A 19,284-nucleotide genomic window follows, 5' to 3' on the forward strand; every position below is an offset into this window, starting at 1 on the left:
CTCAGCAGGCGGCGCCGAGGTCGTCGGCCTGGTTGGCGACGTACCCCTCCGACAGCGAGCCCAGCGACCCGCCGGTCATCCCGGACTGCCCGGCCGGCTTCTTCTTCTTGGGTGCGGCCTTGGCCGTGCCCTCGGCCTGGTCGATCCCCTTCTGGATCATCTCCTGGATCTTGTCGATGTCCGGGTCGGAGGTGTCCACGGCAGGCGGCACCAGCGAGACCGTGCTGACCTTCTGTCCCCGCGCCTTGAGCGCCAGGTCGATGAACCGGCCGAACTCGCTGGAGGGGACGTTGGTGGAGACCATGTCGGAGCTGGCCGAGGCGATCTCGGTGAAGTTGGTGAGCATCGTCTTCGGGCTGACCTGGTGGAGCATCGCGTTCATCACGCACTTCTGCCGGGCCATCCGCGAATAGTCGTCCGAGCCCTCCCGAGCCCGCGCGAACCACAGCGTGTCGTGGCCGTTGAGGGTCCGGGTGCCGGGGTCGATGTAGTGGAAGGTCTTCTCGTTGGGCAGCCCGACGGGGATCGGCTGGCGCACGTTGAGCCTCACCCCGCCCACGGCGTCCACCAGGCCCTTGAAGCCCTCGAGGTTGACCATCGCCCAGTAGTTGATCTTCAGCCCCGTGATCCCCTCGACCGCGGAGATGGTCGCGTTCATGCCGGGGTCCTCGACGCCCTTGAACAGCTCGCGGTTCTCCCCGACCCAGGTGTTCACGCTGTTCAGCTCGCAGTCGGGGTAGCCGCAGTTGTAGCCCTGCGGCCAGGCCTTGTCCATGACCGACCCCTCGGCGAAGGGGAAGTTCGTCATGTTGCGCGGCAGGCTGATCAGCACCGTGCGGCCGGTCTCCTCGTCGATGCTGGCCACCGTCATGGAGTCCGTGCGCAGGCCCCACCGACCCTTGCCGGCGTCACCGCCGACCAACAGCACGTTGTATCGCCCGTCCTCCGCGGCGGAGGCGGCGCCGTCGGAGGACATCGCGATGGTGAAGTCGCGCTGGACGCCCACCACGTGGGCGCCGAAGATCAGGGCACCGGCCACCGAGAGGCACAGCACCCCGTTGATGCCCACGACCGCCAGCCGCTGGTTCTGCTGGAGGCTCAGCGGCTGCCCGAGCCGCCAGGCGTCCATGAAGAGGAACGCCCAGCCGACGGCGAGGCCGATCAGGGTCCACCGGAGGACACCGAGCAACGTGGGGTTGAAGGCCGCCCAGAAGGCGAACGGGCGCCACAGCAGGCCGACCAGGGCGGCGACGGCGACCAGGAGGACGACGGCCCCGGCGATCCGGAGCGCCATCATCCCGACGCGGCGGTTGCCGGCCACGACCTGCGCCGACCCGGGGGCCAGGAGGGTCATCACCATCAGGGTCACGGCGCGACGGAAGCGGACGCGTCGCGCCCGCTCGGAGCTGGCGGCTCGGACGAACCCTGGGGGCGTCGCAGTCGACATCGAGGAGGGCGACCTCTCTGCGGGGAAGTGGACGAGATGCCCGCCCAGTATCACCAGTCACTGTGGTCGCGGCCGTTCGCGACGCGCCGCCAGGACACGGAAGGTACGGCGGTTCACCGGGTCGCTGTCCCGTTCACGGTAGCCTCGCCGGCATGGCTGACCGTCCCCGGGGAAGCGGAGGTCCCGAGGAGGGCACTCCCGAGTACGACTGGCTCTACGGCTCTCGTGGGTCCTCACGCTCCGGCGACGCCGACGACGCCACCCAGGTGATCCGCAACCAGGGCGAGTACGACGACGCCACGCGGCGGATGCCCGCCGTACCCAACGAGCCGACGAGCCGGCCGCGCCAGAGCCCGCCACCGCCACGCGACCGAGGGGTCGGACCTCCGGGGCCCCCTCCCCGACGGGACCCGCGTCCACGTCCCGCGCCGCGCCCCCGGCGCCGCTCCCGTCTCGGGTGGCTCAAGCTGGCGCTGCTCGCCTGGCTGGTCTTCCTGATCGCCGTGCCCTTCTGGGCGTGGAGCAAGGTCGCCACCGTGGACGCCACCCCGCCGGAGGACACCCGCCCCGACGAGCAGGGCGGGACGACGTACCTCCTCGTCGGCTCCGACTCCCGCGAGGGTCTCAGCGAGGAGCAGCGCCGTGACCTCGGCACCGGCAACGCGGGCGGGCAGCGCACCGACACGATCATGCTGCTGCACACCGGCTCCGGCCCGAACCTGCTGATGTCGATCCCGCGCGACTCGCTGGTCGAGGTGCCGGGCTACGGGACGACCAAGATCAACGCGGCGTTCGCGTACGGCGGCCCGCGGCTGCTGGTGCGCACGATCGAGCTGAACACCGGGATCCGGGTGGACGACTACATCGAGGTGGGCTTCGGCGGGTTCGTCGACATCGTCGACGCCGTCGGCGGGATCGAGATCTGCCCGCCGATGAAGATGAACGACCCGCAGGCGAACCTCAACGTGGAGAAGGGCTGCCAGGAGGCGGACGGCAAGACCGCCCTGGCCTACGCGCGCTCCCGCAAGCTCTACCTCGAGCGGGGGGACGTCGACCGCGGCAAGGCGCAGCGCGAGGTGATCTCGGGGATCGGCGCGAAGATCATGTCGCCGTGGACGTTCATCAACCCGGTGCGCTACTACCGCACGAACATGGCGGGCGCCGAGTCGCTGCGGGTCAGCGAGGGCACCGGCCCGGTCGCCGTGGGGCGCTTCGCCTTCGCGATGACCCGCGTCGACGGGAAGAACGGGCTGACCTGCACCGTGCCGATCCAGGACCTGGCCGTGAACTGGGACCCCGAGCGCTCGCGGGCGCTGTTCCAGAAGATCATCGACGACGACACCGACTCGGTGGGCAAGCGACTGTGCACGCCCACCGGGCTGCCACAGTGAGGAGCCTGCGACCGCGATGACCTGGGAGACCCTGCGCTGGGAGGTCGACGACGCCGGGGTGGCGCTGCTGACCCTGAACCGGCCCGACGAGCTGAACTCCTTCACCGTCACCATGGCCCGCGAGCTCGAGGAGTGCTTCCGGCAGGCCGCCTCCGACGACGAGGTGCGCGCGATCGTGGTGACCGGGGCGGGCCGCGCCTTCTGCGCCGGGATGGACCTCTCGGCCGAGGGCAACGTCTTCGGCCTGGACGAGACGCTGGACCCGAGCCCCGAGGCGTTCGCCGCCGACCACGACCAGGAGCCGTGGCAGTCGGGGATGCGCGACACCGGCGGCAAGGTGACGCTCGCGATCCACGACTGCCCCAAGCCCGTTCTCGCGGCGATCAACGGCCCCGCGGTCGGGATCGGCGCCACCATGACCCTGGCGATGGACCTGCGGCTGGCCTCCACCTCGGCCCGGATCGGCTTCGTCTTCGGTCGCCTGGGCATCGTGCCCGAGGCCTGCTCCACCTGGTTCCTCCCCCGGATCGTCGGGGTCTCCCAGGCGCTGGAGTGGATCTACTCCGCCGACATCCTGACCGCCGAGCAGGCGCTCGAGGGCGGGCTGATCCGCTCGCTGCACGAGCCCGAGGACCTGGTCCCGACGACCCTCGCGCTGGCCCGCTCCTTCGTCGAGGGCCGCTCCCCCGTCGCCCTGGCGCTGGCCCGGCAGCTGGTCTACCGCAACAGCGCCGCGCCGCATCCGCTGCAGGCCCACCTGGCCGACTCCCTGGCGATGTGGCACACCTCGGTCGGCGACGGCAAGGAGGGCGTCGCCGCCTTCCGGGAGAAGCGGCCCCCGCAGTTCACCGGGCGGGCCTCGCAGACGCCGCGGATCGTCTGACCCGCCCCGCCTGGCGGCCCCGGACGTCATACGTTCCGGGGAAGCGGTTCCCCGCCTCGTATGACGTCCCGGCGGGCTGCTTGAGTCGCTGCGTCACCGTCGCTACAGTTCCGATATATCGCGATATGCCAGCGATATCTCACGAACTTTCACGAGGGAGACCAGCATGGGACACCATGGACGACGGGGCCGGTACGACGGCCCCGGCAGCGAGCAGTGGCGCAACCACCCGCAGAACCCCTGGCAGGGCTGGATGGGACCGGAGTGGGGCCAGGGCCCCCGGCACGGGCGCGGGCGCGGCCCGGGCGGTCCCCCGCCGTGGGTGGCCGGGCTGCTGGGCTGGGGCCAGCCCGAGCCGACACCGGGGCCGCGGGTCCGCCGGGGCGACGTGCGCACCGCGATCCTCGACGTGGTGCGCAGCGCCGGGGAGGCCGGGGAGCCGATCAACGGCTATCAGGTGATCCAGCAGATCGCCGAGCGGAGCGGCGGCGCGTGGCGCCCCAGCCCCGGCTCGGTCTACCCGACCGTGCAGCAGCTGCACGACGAGGGCCTGGTCGAGAGCGACGACGACCACGGTCGCAAGACCATCCGGCTGACCGACGAGGGGCGTCGCTACGTCGAGGAGAACCGGGCCACCCTGGACGCGGTCTGGTCGCCCTTCGAGCAGCAGCGCCGCCAGGAGCCGCGCGCCGGGGCCGACCTCCGTTCGGAGGTGGGGCAGGTGATGAGCGCGGTGTGGCAGATCGTCAGCCAGGGCTCCGAGGCCCAGCGCCGGGCGCTCGTGGAGGTGCTGGTGGACACCCGCCGCACGCTCTACGGGATCCTCGCCGACGGCGCGGACCAGCCCGGCCCGCAGGACCCCGAGCGGCGTTCCGAGGGTGAGGACTCGTGAGCGAGCTGCGGGTCGGCCACGCCGAGCGGGAGGCCGCCTCCCACCGGCTCGCCGACCACTACGCCGAGGGTCGGTTGGACGAGGAGGAGTACGCCGAGCGGCTGGACGCCATCTGGTCGGCGCGCACCCGCGACGACCTCGCCGTGGTCTTCCACGACCTGCCGGCTCCGGTGCGTGCGCCCCGCCCGGTCGGGCCCGCGCGGCCGTCGTACCGTCCCCGGCCGGGTGAGCGCAGCTGGCTGGTCCCGGTCCTGGTGATCGCCGGCGTGCTGGCGATCCTCGGCCTGGCGCTGGACGTCTTCCCGTGGTGGCTGCTGCTGGTCGCGGCGATCATCGTGGCGAAGAAGTCCAAGCACTCGAGCGGGTTCAGACCTTCAGCAGGTCGATGAGCAGCCGGGCGGCCGCGCCCCCGTCCTCCACGGCGCGGGCGTAGGCCGTCGGGACGTCCAGGTCGTCGACCAGGGCCGCCAGCACGGCCTCGCGCCCCTCGTCGGAACGGCGCGCGGCCGCCGCGTGCAGCGCCTCCACGCGCTCGGCGGCCTCGGCGACCTGCGCGGCGTCGTACTCCCAGGGCGCGCGCCAGTCGCGGTGGAGCAGCAGCATGCGGACCACCGCGCCGGGGTGCTGGGCGAGCAGGTCGCGCACGAGCACCAGGTTGCCGGTGGACTTGGCCATCTTGGCGCCCTCGAAGCCGACCGTGCCGACGTGCAGCATCCGCCGGGCGAACGGCGCCGCGCCGGTCGCCGCCTCCACCATCGCGGCCTGGTAGGCGTGGTGCGGGAACGCCAGGTCGGCACCGCCCACCACCACGTCCAGGCTCGCCCCGAAGGCCCCGACCGCCATCGCCGCGCACTCCACGTGCCAGGCCGGCCGCCCCCAGCCCCACGGGCTGGGCCAGGCGGGATGGTTCTCCGGGGACGGCTTCCAGATCGGCACGTCGTACGCCGACTCACGAGCATCCTCGGCCGCGTCGCCGAACTCACCCAGCGCCGCGAGCGCCTCCTCCTCCGTGAGCCCGGCGAGGTCGAGCCCCTCGGGAGCGCGGAAGAACACGGTGCCGTCCCGCTCATAGGCCGCGTCCTGCGCCAGCAGCGCGTCGGCGAGCTGCACCACCTGCCGGACGTGACCGCGGGCGTGCGGCGAGAGGTCCGGACGGGCCACGGCGAGGTCGGTCATGTCCCGCTCGAAGAGGAACTCCTGGGTGACCGCGAGCTCGTCGTAGTGCCGCTGCCGCTTCCCCGCCGCCTCGGTCAGCACGTCGTCGATGTCGGTGACGTTGCGGCAGCTGACGGTGCGGACCTCGAGAGCCCGCCCCAGGCTGAGCAGGAGATCCGCCCAGACGAAGGTCGAGGCGTGCCCGAGGTGGGTGACGTCGTAGGGCGTGATGCCGCAGGTGTAGACGCGCAGCGTCCCGGTCAGCGGCAGCGACGACCCGGCCAGGGTCAGGTCGGCCGCACGCGGCCCCGTGGAAGGGCGAAGCGGGTAGCGGCCCGCGGTGCCGACGACTCCCGACGTACTCATCATGCTCCGATCATGCCGCACCGTCACTGACCGGAAGCGGTGGCCGTGCTGGTTAGGATTCCGGGCATGACGGGCCTGGGGTCGCTGCTCATCACGGTGTTCACGCTGAGCCTGCTGGCCGCGGTCAGCCCGATGATCCTGCTCAACGCCTCCCGGCTGCTGGCCTCCGACGGCCCGCGGTCGGTCCGGTCCTTCACCGCCGGGGCCGTCACGGTGCTGGTGGTGATCGCCGCCGCGGGCGCGGGCGTGCTCGGCGCCGGGCTCGCGGTGTGGATCAACCGCGAGATCACCTCGCAGCTCGTGGACGGGCTGCTCGCGCTGCTCCTGCTGGTCTTCGGCATCCACATGGCCAGGCAGGTACGGCGCCCGCCGGCGTCGACGGCGAAGAACCCGCACCAGTCGGCCTACGGCTTCGGCGTCGTCACCATGGTCACGAACTACACCAGCCTGCCGCTGGTGCTCTCGGCCGCGCAGCACATCGGGGCCGCGCAGCCGCCCTTCTGGCTGGCGGTGCCGCTCGTCCTGCTGGTCGTGGTCATCACCGCGCTCCCCGCCTGGCTGCCCCTGGCGATGGACAAGGCGGCGCCCACGCTGCTGCACCGGATGCAGGCGTTCGGCCGCAAGCGCGAGCACGAGGCCGCCACACACCCGCGCCGCACGAAGGTGCACTGGTCCGCCTGGCTGCCCGTGGGCGCGTGCTTCCTCGGCGCCGCCGTACTCGCCCTGCACGCCGCGGGCGTCGCAGTCTGAGCCGAGTCGGCGCGCGCCCGCTCTACAGCTCCGACTGCACGCCTGCGAGCAGCTGGCGGGCCATCACGATCCGCTGCACCTGGTTGGTGCCCTCGTAGATCTGGGTGATCTTGGCGTCCCGCATCATCCGCTCGACCGGGTAGTCGGAGGTGTAGCCGTAGCCGCCGAGCACCTGGACCGCGTTGGTGGTGACCTCCATCGCGACGTCGGAGGCGAAGCACTTGGCCGAGGCGCCGAAGAACGTGAGATCGTCGTCGCCCCGCTCGGAGCGGCCCGCGGCGGCGTACGTGAGCTGACGCGCGGCCTCGACCTTCATGCCCATGTCGGCCAGGAGGAACTCCATGCCCTGGAAGGAGGAGATCGGCTTGCCGAACTGGCGCCGCTCCTTGGCATAGCCCAGTGCGTAGTCGAGCGCGCCCTGGGCGACGCCGACGGCCTGGGCGGCGATGGTGACGCGGGTGTGGTCCAGCGTCCGCATGGCGATCGAGAAGCCCTCCCCCTCCTCACCGATCATCCGGTCGGCGGGAATGCGCACGTTGTCCAGGTAGACCTCGCGCGTCGGGCTGCCCTTGATGCCGAGCTTCTTCTCCTTGGCTCCGAAGGAGACGCCCTCGTCGGACTTCTCCACGACGAACGCGGTGATCCCGCCGCGGGTGCCCTTCTCGGCGTCGGTGACCGCCATGACGGTGTAGTACTCCGAGACCTCCGCGTTGGTGATCCAGCGCTTGACCCCGTTGAGCACCCAGTCGTCCCCGTCGCGCACCGCGCGGGTCTTCATCCCACCGGCGTCGGAGCCGGCGTCGGGCTCGGAGAGGCAGTAGGAGAAGCCCCCCTCGCCCGCGGCCAGCTTGCTGAGGTACCTCTTCTTCAGCTCCTCCGAACCCGCGAGCATCACCGGCAGGGAGCCGAGCTTGTTCACCGCCGGGATCAGCGAGGAGGAGACGCAGGCGCGCGCGACCTCCTCGATCACCAGACAGGTCGCGAGGGCGTCGGCCCCGGCGCCGCCGTACTCCTCCGGCACGTGCGGTGCGTGGAAGTCCGCCGCGAGCAGGGCGTCGGCCGCCTCCTGCGGATAGCGCACCTCCTCGTCGACGGCAGCGGCGTACGGCGCCACCTTCGCGTCGCACACCGCGCGCACGGCCTCGCGGATCGCCTGGTGCTCCTCAGAGAGCTCGAACAGGGGAAAGTCGCTCATGGCGGGATTCTACGCGCGAGTAACTCTCGCCCGCCCGGGTGTGCCAGGACCCCTGGGCGACAGGGCTACGGTGGGGGTCATGCGCAAGGGAGTCGTGAACTGGCAGGACCCAGCGAACGTCTCGCTCATGCTCGACGACTGCACCGTCTGGGCGGTCGTCGGACTGTCGGGCGATGAGAGCCGCACGGCGTTCGAGATCGCGAGCCTGCTGCAGGAGCGCGGCAAGAAGATCGTGCCCATCCACCCCGAGGCTCCCGTCGTGCTCGGCGAGCAGGGCTATCCCACGCTGGCCGAGGTGCCCTTCCCCGTCGACGTCGTCGACGTGTTCCGTCGCTCCGACGAGGCCGGCCAGTTCGCCGACCAGGCGCGCGAGATCGGCGCACGCGGCGTGTGGTTCCAGCTCGGCGTCATCGACGAGGACGCCTTCGAGCGCACCACCGAGGCGGGCGTCCCGATGGTCATGGACACCTGCCCGGCGATCGAGTGGCACCGCCGTACCGCGTGAAGGACCTCCACGTCCCCACCAGCCCCGGGCTCCCGGGCGGGCTCGTGATCCCCGCCGCAGAGCTGGTGGAGACCTTCAGCCGCTCCTCGGGTCCGGGCGGACAGTCGGTCAACACCACCGACTCACGGGTGCAGCTGGAGTACGACGTCCGCGCATCCACCGCCCTCACCGACGCGCAGCGCCGACGGGCTCTGGTGCGGCTCGACGCACGGCTGGTCGACGGGCGCCTGGTGATCACCGCGGCCGAGCACCGCTCGCAGCACCGTAACCGGACAGCGGCGCACGAGCGGTTAGCCGCCGTGCTGCGTGAAGCACTCGCTCCTCCTCCCCCTCCGCGCCGGGCGACCCGGCCCACGCGTGGGTCCCAGCTGCGGCGACTCGAGGCCAAGAAGCGCCGCGGCGACACGAAGTCGCTCCGCGGCCGAGTGCGCGACTGACAACAAGCGCCGACTCGGGGTGAACTAGCGCCGACTCGGCGTGAACTAGCGCCGACTCGGCGTGAATCGGGGTCAGAAGCCGGCGCGGGGCTTCGTGCCGGAGGTGGCGTTGCGGACGATCTCGCCCTTCGCGTGGGCGCTCTCGGCCAGGCCGGCCTGGAAGTCGACCAGCCTCTGCCGCAGCTCGTGGTCGGAGGTGGCGAGGATGCGGGCGGCCAGGATGCCGGCGTTGCGGGCGTTCCCGATCGCCACGGTCGCCACCGGGATGCCGGCGGGCATCTGGACGATGGAGAGGAGCGAGTCCATGCCGTCGAGGTACTTCAGCGGCACGGGGACGCCGATCACGGGCAGCGGGGTCACCGAGGCGAGCATGCCGGGTAGGTGCGCGGCGCCGCCGGCGCCCGCGATGATCACCTTCAGGCCGCGCTCGTGTGCCTGCTGACCCCACTGGATCATCTCGGTCGGCATCCGGTGCGCCGAGACGACGTCGGCCTCCCAGGACACTCCCATCTCGTCGAGCAGCTCCCCGGCGGCCTGCATCACCGGCCAGTCGGAGTCCGACCCCATCACGATGCCCACGTGGGCGGCGGTCTCGTTCATTCGCTCTCGTTCCCCAGATCTCCCCGGAACCAGGCCGCGGCGTGCCGGGCACGCTCCAGGCAGTCCTCAAGGTCGTCGCCGTACGCGTTGACATGCCCGACCTTGCGGCCCGGACGCAGCTCCTTGCCGTACAGGTGCACCTTGAGCCGTGGGTCGCGCGCCTGTGCGTGCGGGTAGCCGTCCCACAGCCGACCGGCGTCGGTGTCCCCGCCCAGGATGTTGACCATCACGGTCCACCGCTCGCGGGCCGTCGGGTCGCCGAGCGGCAGGTCCATCACCGCCCGCAGGTGGTTCTCGAACTGCGAGGTCACGGCGCCGTCCTGGCTCCAGTGACCGGTGTTGTGAGGACGCATCGCCAGCTCGTTGACCAGCACCCGCCCGTCGGTCGTCTCGAACAGCTCGACCGCGAGGATCCCGGTGACGCCGAGCTCCCCGGCGAGGGTCAGCGCGATCCGCTGGGCCTGCGCGGCCAGCTCGGAGTCCAGGTCCGGCGCCGGGGCGATCACCTCGCGGCAGATGCCGTCCTCCTGGATCGACTCCACGACGGGGTAGGCCGCCGCCTGGCCGCTCGGCGAGCGCGCGACCAGAGCCGACAGCTCGCGACGGAAGTCCACGGCCTCCTCGGCCAGGATCCGCACGCCCGCGGCCGCGGCGGACTCGAAGGCGGGGGCGCACTCCTCGACGGAGCCGACGAACCAGACGCCCTTGCCGTCGTACCCGCCGCGCGTCGTCTTGAGCACGCACGGCAGGCCGAACGCCTTGACCTCGGCCGCGTCGGCGACGATCGCGTTGCGGGGAGCGGGGATGTCCAGCCGGTCGAGCGCCTCGCGCATGACGCCCTTGTCCTGCGCGTGCACGAGCGCCTCGGGGCCAGGGTGCACGGCCAGGCCTCCATCGCGCAGGGCGTGCAGGTGCTCGGTGGGCACGTGCTCGTGGTCGAAGGTGACCGCGGCACAGCCGTCGGTGACCCGCTGCAGGGTCTCGAGGTCGCGGTAGTCGCCGACCTGCTGGTCGGGGATCACCTGCGCGGCGGAGACGCCGGGGGCCTCGGCGAGCAGCCGAAGGGGAAGAGCGAGGGCGTTGGCGGGCTCGGCCATCATCCGGGCCAACTGGCCGCCGCCGATCACGGCGAGGGTGGGGGCGAGCTCGGACACGGCGTCACCCTACTGTGCGGCCCGCTGCGGAGACCCGCGAGGTCGAGTGCGCGCCCCTCCGTGGAGTGCGGCGCTCCGCGCACTCGACCCTCAGGCCCGGCGGACCGCGAGCGGCTCGACGATGCCGAACCCTCGCACCGGGCGCGGTGGGAGCGCGCGGGTCTCGAACTCCTCGCGCGGCAGCAGCTCGGCCGTGCGCTGGTCGATGATGATCCGGTTGCGGCGGGCCACCGAGGTGAGCCGGGAGGCGAGGTTCACCGGCGGACCGAAGACGTCGCCCATCCGCGTCACCACGTTGCCGGTGGCCAGGCCCAGGCGCACGTCGGGCATCCGGCTGTCGCGACCGACCACCGCCACGATCCCCTCGGCGGTCTCCAGCGCCGGCACGGGCTCGGTGTTCACGAACAGCACCGAGTCCCCGATGGACTTGATCACCCGGCCGCGCTTGGCCGAGATGACGTCGGCGCACCGGGACTCGAAGATCTCCACCAGGTCGCCGATCCGCTCCTCGTCGACCTGGTTGGAGAGCTGGGTGAAGCCGACGATGTCGGCGAAGCCGACGGTGACCTGGGTGGTGTGCAGGTCCTCCTCGTTCGCGCCGAGCGCCTCCATCCGGGCCGTGGCGGCCGCGAGGTGCCGACGCCAGGCGTAGACGAGCAGCTCCTCGAAGGGCTGGTTGACCTCCTCGACCATCTGCATGGCGGTCGCGATCCGGCTGCCCTCGTCGTCGGCGGCCAGCTCCTCGATCCGGTGGACGAGGGTGGCGACCTCCCAGTCGGCCAGGCGCGACATGGTCTGGCCCAGCGCCCGCGTGAGGTTGACCGCCATGTCGAAGTCGACGAACCCCGAGTCCACGACATCCGAGACCCGGCTCACCGCGTCGGCGTCCGCGCGGGTGAAGGCGACGGCGTGCGGGTCCTCGGGGAACCCCAGTGCCCGCCAGAGCCGGCGCAGGTCCTCCACGGTCACCCCGGTCGCCTCGGCGACCTGGGCGGCGGTCAGCTCGCGCTCGCCGCCGAGGATCGCCCGGTCCAGCTGCTCACGAGACGGGGCCGTCCCGGTCTCCTCCGTCCGCTCCTCCTCAGCCACGCGCCGATCCTCTCAGACCGATCCAGCAGGGTCGGGGCGAACGTGGACGACGTCCCCGGCACCCACGGGCACCATGCCGTCGGGCTCCTCGACCAGCAGCCGACCCTGCTCGTCGATGCCGGAGGCGATCCCGACCAGCGGGGCGTCCCGCGGCAGCTCGACCCGGACCTGCCGGCCCAGCGTGGTGCAGGCGTCGCGGTAGGCGGCGAGCAGGCGCGGGTCGCCGTCCGCCCAGGCGTCGTACTGCCGGCGGAACGCGGCGAGCACCGCGGCGAGCAGCGCCGTACGGTCCGGCTCCTCCCCCGTCTCCAGCAGCACCGAGGTGGCCCCGGGAACGGGCAGCTCGTCCGCGGACAGGGACGTGTTGATCCCCACACCGGCGATCGCGGCGGGGCCGTCGGGCGTCTCCACCCGCTCCAGGAGGATCCCGCAGATCTTCCGCTCCCCGACGAGCACGTCGTTGGGCCACTTCAGGTCCGCGACGACCCCGGTGGAGCGCAGGCCCTCGCGGACGGCGTACCCCGTCAGCAGCGGCAGCCACGGCCAGCGCTCGGCGCCCACGGAGGGCCGCAGGAGCAGGGAGAACGTCAGCGCAGCACGCGCCGGAGTCACCCAGGACCGGTCCAGCCGGCCGCGTCCCGCGGTCTGGTGCTCGGTCGCCACGACCAGGCCGTCGGCGGCCCCCTCGCGGGCCCGGGCGGCGGCGGTGGCGTTGGTGCTGGGGTCGCTCTCGGACACCTCGACCCGCCAGCCCGTGCCGGTCAGCAGGCCGGCCAGACGGGTCGCATCGAGGGGTGGGCGTGCGGCAGGGGCATCGGTCATGGGCACTACATTGACCCCATCGACGCCCTTGAGGCGAATAACCCTTGGCGAGGAGGCCCGACGCCCGTGAGCGCAGACGTGACCCAGCCGGAGCCCGGTGAGACCGACATCGACACCCACACGACCGCGGGGAAGCTGGCCGAGAAGGAGAAGCGGCTCGACGAGGCCCGCCGGGTGCTGGACGAGCAGGCCCGCGAGAAGCAGCACCAGAAGGGTCGCAAGTCCGCCCGGGAGCGGATCGAGATGCTCTTCGACGAGGGCACCTTCGTCGAGCTCGACGAGCTGGCCCGGCACCGGTCGACGAACTTCGGCCTGGAGAAGAAGCGCCCGTACGGCGACGGCGTGGTGACCGGCTTCGGTGAGATCGACGGACGCCAGGTCGCGGTGTTCTCCCAGGACTTCTCGATCTTCGGCGGCTCGCTGGGCCAGGTCTACGGCGAGAAGATCTGCAAGGTGATGGACCTGGCGATCAAGACCGGCATGCCGATCGTCGGGATCAACGAGGGCGCCGGCGCGCGGATCCAGGAGGGCGTGGTCTCCCTCGGCCTCTACGGCGAGATCTTCAAGCGCAACGTGCACGCCTCCGGGGTGATCCCGCAGATCAGCCTGATCATGGGCAACAGCGCCGGCGGGCACGTCTACTCCCCCGCCGTCACCGACTTCACCGTGATGGTCGACAAGACCTCCGCGATGTTCATCACCGGCCCCGACGTGATCAAGACCGTCACCGGCGAGGACGTCTCGATGGAGGAGCTGGGCGGCGCGCGGGCGCACTCGACGAAGTCCGGTAACAGCCACTACATGGCCTCCGACGAGGAGGACGCGATCGACTACGTCAAGTCGCTGCTGTCCTACCTGCCGCAGAACAACCTGGACGAGCCGGTCGTCTACGACGAGCCCTACGACCTCGGGCTCAACGACCTGGACGAGGCGCTGGACACGATCATCCCGGACAGCCCGAACCAGCCCTACGACATGCACGAGGTCATCACCACGGTCCTGGACGACCAGGAGTTCCTGGAGGTGATGGAGCTCTTCGCGCCCAACATCGTGGTCGGCTTCGGCCGGGTCGAGGGCCGGCCGGTCGGCGTCGTGGCCAACCAGCCGATGCAGCTGGCGGGCACGCTGGACATCGACGCCTCGGAGAAGGCCGCCCGGTTCGTCCGCTTCTGCGACGCCTTCAACCTGCCGGTGCTCACCTTCGTCGACGTCCCCGGCTTCCTGCCCGGCGTCGACCAGGAGCACAACGGCATCATCCGGCGCGGCGCGAAGCTGATCTACGCCTACGCCGAGGCGACCGTCCCGCTGGTCACGATCATCACCCGGAAGGCGTACGGCGGCGCCTACGACGTCATGGGCTCCAAGCACCTCGGCGCCGACATCAACCTGGCGTGGCCGACCGCGCAGATCGCGGTGATGGGCGCCCAGGGGGCGGTCAACATCCTCTACCGCAACGAGCTCAAGGAGGCCGAGGACCCCGAGGCCAGGCGGGCGGAGCTGGTCGATGAGTACGACCAGAAGCTGGCCAACCCCTACGAGGCCGCGGAGCGGTTGTACGTCGACGGGGTGATCTCGCCGCGCAACACCCGGCCCGAGGTGGTCAAGGCGCTGCGCATGCTGCGCACCAAGCGGGCCGAGCTGCCGGCGAAGAAGCACGGGAACATTCCGCTGTGAGCGACGGAGACGAGCGAGGAACGAGCGAGCGACCGAGCGAACGATCCAGCGCTGTGAGCGACGGAGACGAGCGAGGAACGAGCGAACCGCTGCCCCGGCCCGTCGCCGGCGGGGATGAGGTGCCGGCCCTGCGGGTCGTCACCCCGGATGCAACGCCGGAGGAGATCGCCGCGCTGGTGGCGGTGTTCTCCGCACTCGGCAGCGAGGAGTCACCCGCACCGCGCCGCCGGCCGCGGGTGTGGAACGCCCCGTCGCGCCTGGTCCGCCGTACCTATCCGCACGGGCCGGGTGCCTGGCGCGCCTCGGGCCTCCCCCGCTAGATCGGCCGCAACTCACGCCGACCGTGGAGGCTGGCTGTCACCTGGTGACAGCCAGCCTCCACGGTCCAGCGCGCAGTCCGGGCCGCAGGCGGTCGGTGCGCCCTCCCAGCCACGAGCGCGCAGCACGACGGCCACCGTCCCCGCGAGCCGGCACGGCTCGAGCACCTGCGCCCACCCCGGCCGGAGCGTCAGCTCACCGTCCGCGGCGGCGCCGACATCACGCTCCAGGTCCGCCCAACGGTCGACGGCGTCGCGGTGCCCGAAGGCGCCGTCCAGCTCCACCAGGACCCGTTGGTCGGGGTAGCGCACGTCGCGGTACGCCACACCGGCGGCACCGGACACCCGGGCCTGGCGCTGACCGAGAGGTAGGCCGTGGGGTCGCTCCACCCGGGTGAGGTAGCGATGCTCCAGCACCGACCGGGTGCCCTCCGCGACGTCACCGAGAACCTCCCGCAGGAACGCTCGGCCGGGCAGGCGGGACAGCGCGTCGAGCACCTCGAGCAGCCGCCCCGGCGTGGTCAGCCCCTGCTGGACGGCGTCGGAGAGCACGGCTACCGCGCCCGCGTCGTCCCGGTCGGAGGCGACCTTGAGCAGGGCGAACTCGAGCCGGGCGCGGGGCGGGCTGCGATGCCACTGGATCCACCGCTCGGCCCCACGGACACGCTCGGCGATCACCGCTCGGTCCGCCGAGCGGCGCTGTTCGCTGCCCACCATCACGACGATCCGGTCACCGTCGCCCCGGCCGCGGTCCCGGCTCATCCCGTGCGCGCGCAGGGCGCTCTCCCGGTGCAGCGCAGCGGGCCAGTGGAACAGCACGGCCGCCCACTCCAGCTGGGCGCGGGTCGGGCGGCCGGTGTGGTCGACGTACACCCCCGGATGCACCGGGACCAGCGACCGCCGCCGCAGCATCCGGCGCAGCTCGACGTCGCTGCAGCCGAGCCCACGCAACTGACGCCTGGCCACCACGCCGTCCTGATCGGCCAGCAGCCGGGCCAGCGCGGCCTGATCGAGCCGGTCGGGGTCCATCCCCCGAGCCTGCGCGCCGCCGACGCCCTCCGCCAGGGGGGGCGGCGAGCCTGTGGACAACCGTCCGCCCAACGGGGGGTGCCCGGTGTTGACCGGCTGGTGCAGGCTGTCCGCATGACTGACCTCGAGCTGGGGCCCCTGCTGCGCTATGTGGACGCGTCGTCGGCGGCCATCTGGGTGAAGGTGTCCGGGGACGCGCGGGTGGCGGTGCGGGCGACCGACCGGGACACCGGGAAGACCTACGACGCCACCGCGCGGACCTTCGCGGTCCACGGGCACCATTACGCCCTGGTCGAGCTCGACGGGCTGCCCGCGGGCTCGAAGCTGGACTACCAGGTGCTGGTCGACGAGCGACAGGTGTGGCCGTCGGCCGACACCGGTGACGCGCGGGACTACCCCCCGAGCCTCATCCCCACCCTGCAGCCGGGCAAGCCGCTGCGGATGGCCTTCGGGTCCTGCCGCACCAGCGTCTCCCACGACGAGCAGGGGCACCGCACGCACGGCGTCGACGCGCTGCGCTCCTACGCCCTGCGGATGGCCGGCCTGACCGACGCCGGTCTGCCCGACGACCCCGACCCCAGCCGCGAGGTGCGCTGGCCGGACCTGGTGCTGTTCCTCGGCGACCAGGTCTACGCCGACGAGACCACCGCGGAGATGCGCGCCTTCATCGAGGCCCGGCGCGACATCGAGCAGCCACCGGGCGAGGAGCTGAAGGACTACCAGGAGTACGCGCACCTCTACCAGCTCGCCTGGAGCGACCCCGCCAACCGCTGGCTTCTCTCCACCCTGCCCAGCGCGATGATCTTCGACGACCACGACATCCGCGACGACTGGAACACCTCGCGGAAGTGGAAGGACGAGATGGAGGCCACCGACTGGTGGCACGACCGGATCGTCGCCGGCCTGGCGTCGTACTGGGTCTACCAGCACCTGGGCAACCTCAGCCCTGCCGAGCGCGCGGAGGACAAGATCTGGAAGCGGATCGTCGAGCACGCCGGCGACGCGGAGGAGTACGACGCCACCGAGCTGCTCGACACCTTCGCCGAACGTGCCGACCAGGAGCCGGAGTACTACCGCTGGTCCTTCGCCCGCGACTTCGACGACCAGGCGCGGCTGGTGGTCGTCGACTCCCGCGCGGCGCGGGTGCTGGAGGAGGACAGCCGCAGCCTGCTCGACGAGACCGAGCTCCGCTGGCTCGACGAGCAGCTGCAGGGCGACGTGGACAACTTGCTCATCGGCACCTCGCTGCCGTTCCTCCTCGCCCCGGGGCTGCACTACGTCGAGGCGTTCAACGAGGCGTGGGCGGGTGGCGAGCTGGGAAGTCGCGCGGCCTGGCTGGGCGAGAAGGTCCGCCAGACCGTCGACCTGGAGCACTGGGCGGCCTTCCAGGACGCCTTCCAGCAGGTGTGCGACATGGTGCTCGAGGTGGCCCGGGGGCAGCGCGGTCGCCCTCCGCGCACGGTCACCTTCCTCTCCGGGGACGTGCACCACAGCTATGTCTCCGAGGCGCGCCCGACCCCGAAGAACCTGGAGGAGCACGGGCCGATCCGCAGCCGGATCCTCCAGGCCGTCTGCTCCCCGATCCGCAACCCGCTGCCGGTCAAGATGCGCTTCCTCACCGCGTTCCTCTCCTACGGCGTCGCGGGGCCGATCGGGCACGTGCTCGCCACCACCGCGCACGTGCCCCAGGCCCCCCTCACCTGGAAGCTGATCGAGGGACCGTGGTTCGACAACAACCTCGCCACCCTCGAGGTCACCGACGACGGGCTGTCGATGTGGTGGGCCACCGGCGTCGTCGAGCAGGGCGACCACGCCCTCCCCCGTCTGGTGGGCGTCGAGCACGTCGAGGTCGACGCCTGACCCGGTTGTGGGAGGGTGACGCCCGTGACCGAGAACGAGCGCACCGTCGACCGGATCAGTGACCAGTACGTCGAGGACATCTGCCGCCTCGACCCGATCACCGCGACCTTCATCGGCGTGGCCGGTCACGACGACCGGCTGCCCGACCTCTCCCCCGCGGGCTACGACGCCCGGGACGAGCTGACCCGCCGGGCGGTCGCGGCCGTCGAGGCCGCCGTACCCGTCGACGAGCGCGAGCAGGTCGCCAAGGAGGCCTTCCTGGAGCGCAACCGGCTGGCGCTGGAGCTGGCCGATGCGGGCTTCGAGCGCGCGCAGGTGTCGGTGATCAGCAGCGGCGCCCACGCGATCCGCGAGGTCTTCGACCTGATGCCCACCGACACCCCCGAGGGCGTGGCCGACATCGGCGCTCGCCTGGCGGGCGTGCCCGACGCTCTGGCGGGCTATGAGGAGACGCTGCGCACCGAGGCCGCGGCCGGGCGCGTCTCCGCGCGGAGGCAGTACGCCGAGGTGGCCGAGCAGGTGCGCAACTGGACCGGCCAGGAGGGCGACGCGGGCAACTTCTTCCTCCAGCTGGTCGACGGGCTGGAAGCCGACGAGGAGACGCGCGCCCGGCTGCGTGAGAGCGCCCAGGCCGCCAGCGACGCGTTCGCGGCGTTCGGCCGCTTCCTCAGCGAGGAGATGGTGCCGCAGGGCCGGGAGAGGGAGGCGGTCGGCCGGGAGGCCTACGCGCTGGCCAGCCGCTACTTCCTCGGCGCGGAGATCGACCTGGAGGAGACCTACGCCTGGGGCTGGCAGGAGCTGAAGCGGCTCTCCGACGAGATGGCGGCCACCGCCGACCGGATCCTGCCCGGCGCGACCGTGGAGGAGGCGATCGCGCACCTGGACGCCGACCCCGGGCGCAACATCGCCTCCAAGGAGGAGTTCCGCGACTGGATGCAGCAGCTCGCGGACCGCACGATCGCCGAGATGGCCGACGTGCACTTCGACATCCCCGAGCCGGTCCGCCGGATCGAGTGCATGCTCGCGCCCACCAACGACGGCGGCATCTACTACACCGGGCCGAGCGAGGACTTCAGCCGGCCGGGCCGGATGTGGTGGTCAGTGCCGGACTCCGTGACCGCGCTCCAGCCGTGGCGCGAGGTCACCACCGTCTTCCACGAGGGGGTGCCTGGCCACCACCTGCAGGTGGGCCAGACCGCCTACCGCTCCGAGGTGCTCAACCGGTGGCAGCGGCTGATGTGCTGGGTGAGCGGGCACGGCGAGGGCTGGGCGCTCTACGCCGAGCGGCTGATGGACGACCTCGGCTATCTCTCCGACCCCGCGGACAAGCTGGGCATGCTGGACGGGCAGTCCTTCCGGGCGGCCCGGGTGATCGTGGACATCGGCATGCACCTGGAGCTGACCATCCCCGAGGACAACCCGTTCGGCTTCCACCCCGGGGAGACCTGGACCCCGGAGCTGGGGCGGGAGTTCATGGGCGAGCACTGCTCGATGGACGACGCGTTCCTCGACTTCGAGGTCAAGCGCTACCTCGGCTGGCCGGGCCAGGCGCCGTCGTACAAGGTGGGCGAGCGCATCTGGCTCGAGGCACGGGACCGGGTCGCCGCGCAGCAGGGCGACGACTTCGACCTCAAGGCGTTCCACCGCGCGGCGCTCGACCTCGGAGCGCTCGGGCTGGACCCGCTCCGGGCGGCCCTGGACCGGCTCTGACCCTCGGG

At 72.0% G+C, this 19,284-nt stretch carries 19 protein-coding genes; 11 read left to right on the forward strand and 8 right to left on the reverse strand.

From position 1 onward, the window contains the following. Position 1: 1 nt before the first annotated feature. On the reverse strand, positions 2–1,354 hold the full coding sequence (locus tag K8W59_RS12315) for an LCP family protein (RefSeq protein WP_223394239.1): 1,353 nt from the start codon (positions 1,352–1,354) through the stop codon (positions 2–4). Between the two features lie 245 nt (positions 1,355–1,599). Between K8W59_RS12315 and K8W59_RS12320 the strand changes: the two genes are divergently transcribed. The 4 genes from K8W59_RS12320 (at position 1,600) to K8W59_RS12335 (ending at position 5,002) form a co-directional block, all read left to right on the forward strand. Continuing rightward, positions 1,600–2,838 (forward strand): LCP family protein, encoded by a 1,239-nt coding sequence (locus K8W59_RS12320; RefSeq protein ID WP_223394241.1) that lies wholly within the window; start codon positions 1,600–1,602, stop codon positions 2,836–2,838. A gap of 16 nt (positions 2,839–2,854) precedes the next feature. Next, on the forward strand, positions 2,855–3,721 hold the full coding sequence (locus tag K8W59_RS12325; protein ID WP_223394243.1) for a crotonase/enoyl-CoA hydratase family protein: 867 nt from the start codon (positions 2,855–2,857) through the stop codon (positions 3,719–3,721). Between the two features lie 166 nt (positions 3,722–3,887). Continuing rightward, positions 3,888–4,613: a PadR family transcriptional regulator gene (locus K8W59_RS12330; RefSeq protein ID WP_223394244.1), complete on the forward strand. Its 726-nt coding sequence runs from the start codon at positions 3,888–3,890 to the stop codon at positions 4,611–4,613. After that, positions 4,610–5,002 (forward strand): DUF1707 SHOCT-like domain-containing protein, encoded by a 393-nt coding sequence (locus K8W59_RS12335; protein WP_223394247.1) that lies wholly within the window; start codon positions 4,610–4,612, stop codon positions 5,000–5,002. Before K8W59_RS12330 ends, K8W59_RS12335 begins: the two co-directional genes overlap by 4 nt. Here K8W59_RS12335 and K8W59_RS12340 read toward each other — a convergent pair. Further along, positions 4,980–6,137, reverse strand: a complete 1,158-nt coding sequence (locus tag K8W59_RS12340; protein WP_223394249.1) for a cysteine--tRNA ligase — start codon at positions 6,135–6,137, stop codon at positions 4,980–4,982. The genes K8W59_RS12335 and K8W59_RS12340 overlap by 23 nt on opposite strands. A 63-nt stretch (positions 6,138–6,200) precedes the next feature. Between K8W59_RS12340 and K8W59_RS12345 the strand changes: the two genes are divergently transcribed. After that, positions 6,201–6,884, forward strand: coding sequence for a hypothetical protein (locus K8W59_RS12345; RefSeq protein ID WP_223394251.1), 684 nt, complete (start codon positions 6,201–6,203; stop codon positions 6,882–6,884). A gap of 22 nt (positions 6,885–6,906) precedes the next feature. Here K8W59_RS12345 and K8W59_RS12350 read toward each other — a convergent pair whose 3' ends face one another. Beyond that, a complete protein-coding gene (locus K8W59_RS12350; RefSeq protein WP_223394253.1) occupies positions 6,907–8,079 on the reverse strand; it encodes an acyl-CoA dehydrogenase family protein in 1,173 nt (390 codons plus the stop codon). 79 nt (positions 8,080–8,158) lie between these two features. Here K8W59_RS12350 and K8W59_RS12355 point away from each other — a divergent pair, with 79 nt between their 5' ends. After that, positions 8,159–8,584, forward strand: a complete 426-nt coding sequence (locus K8W59_RS12355) for a CoA-binding protein (RefSeq protein ID WP_223394255.1) — start codon at positions 8,159–8,161, stop codon at positions 8,582–8,584. Beyond that, positions 8,581–9,021: an alternative ribosome rescue aminoacyl-tRNA hydrolase ArfB gene (gene arfB, locus K8W59_RS12360; protein ID WP_223394257.1), complete on the forward strand. Its 441-nt coding sequence runs from the start codon at positions 8,581–8,583 to the stop codon at positions 9,019–9,021. Before K8W59_RS12355 ends, arfB begins: the two co-directional genes overlap by 4 nt. 72 nt (positions 9,022–9,093) lie before the next feature. On the opposite strand, the gene purE is transcribed toward arfB, so the two are convergent. The 4 genes from purE to K8W59_RS12380 form a co-directional block, all read right to left on the reverse strand. Continuing rightward, complete coding sequence (gene purE / locus K8W59_RS12365; RefSeq protein WP_223394259.1) at positions 9,094–9,621, reverse strand: 5-(carboxyamino)imidazole ribonucleotide mutase; 528 nt, start codon at positions 9,619–9,621, stop codon at positions 9,094–9,096. After that, positions 9,618–10,775 (reverse strand): 5-(carboxyamino)imidazole ribonucleotide synthase, encoded by a 1,158-nt coding sequence (locus tag K8W59_RS12370; RefSeq protein WP_223394261.1) that lies wholly within the window; start codon positions 10,773–10,775, stop codon positions 9,618–9,620. The genes purE and K8W59_RS12370 overlap by 4 nt, the downstream gene beginning before the upstream one ends. A gap of 90 nt (positions 10,776–10,865) precedes the next feature. Next, on the reverse strand, positions 10,866–11,864 hold the full coding sequence (locus K8W59_RS12375) for an adenylate/guanylate cyclase domain-containing protein (protein WP_223394263.1): 999 nt from the start codon (positions 11,862–11,864) through the stop codon (positions 10,866–10,868). Between the two features lie 12 nt (positions 11,865–11,876). Further along, positions 11,877–12,686 carry a biotin--[acetyl-CoA-carboxylase] ligase gene (locus K8W59_RS12380; protein WP_223394265.1) on the reverse strand — a complete coding sequence of 270 codons (810 nt, stop codon included), beginning with the start codon at positions 12,684–12,686 and terminating at the stop codon, positions 11,877–11,879. Between the two features lie 66 nt (positions 12,687–12,752). Here K8W59_RS12380 and K8W59_RS12385 point away from each other — a divergent pair, with 66 nt between their 5' ends. Then, entirely contained in the window at positions 12,753–14,360 is a 1,608-nt protein-coding gene (locus K8W59_RS12385; RefSeq protein ID WP_223394267.1) for an acyl-CoA carboxylase subunit beta, read from the forward strand. Positions 14,361–14,413: 53 nt separating this feature from the next. Then, complete coding sequence (locus K8W59_RS12390) at positions 14,414–14,680, forward strand: acyl-CoA carboxylase subunit epsilon (protein WP_223394268.1); 267 nt, start codon at positions 14,414–14,416, stop codon at positions 14,678–14,680. Between the two features lie 12 nt (positions 14,681–14,692). On the opposite strand, the gene K8W59_RS12395 is transcribed toward K8W59_RS12390, so the two are convergent. Then, the gene (locus K8W59_RS12395) at positions 14,693–15,706 is read right to left on the reverse strand and encodes a type IV toxin-antitoxin system AbiEi family antitoxin domain-containing protein (RefSeq protein ID WP_223394270.1); all 1,014 of its coding nucleotides are present in this window, start codon (positions 15,704–15,706) and stop codon (positions 14,693–14,695) included. A 114-nt stretch (positions 15,707–15,820) separates the two neighbouring features. On the opposite strand from K8W59_RS12395, the gene K8W59_RS12400 reads away from it, so the two are divergent. Continuing rightward, positions 15,821–17,566: an alkaline phosphatase D family protein gene (locus tag K8W59_RS12400; protein WP_223394272.1), complete on the forward strand. Its 1,746-nt coding sequence runs from the start codon at positions 15,821–15,823 to the stop codon at positions 17,564–17,566. A gap of 24 nt (positions 17,567–17,590) precedes the next feature. After that, entirely contained in the window at positions 17,591–19,276 is a 1,686-nt protein-coding gene (locus K8W59_RS12405; RefSeq protein WP_223394274.1) for a DUF885 domain-containing protein, read from the forward strand. Positions 19,277–19,284: the final 8 nt, after the last annotated feature.

The organism is Nocardioides rotundus (genome assembly GCF_019931675.1).
Lineage (GTDB): Bacteria > Actinomycetota > Actinomycetes > Propionibacteriales > Nocardioidaceae > Nocardioides > Nocardioides rotundus.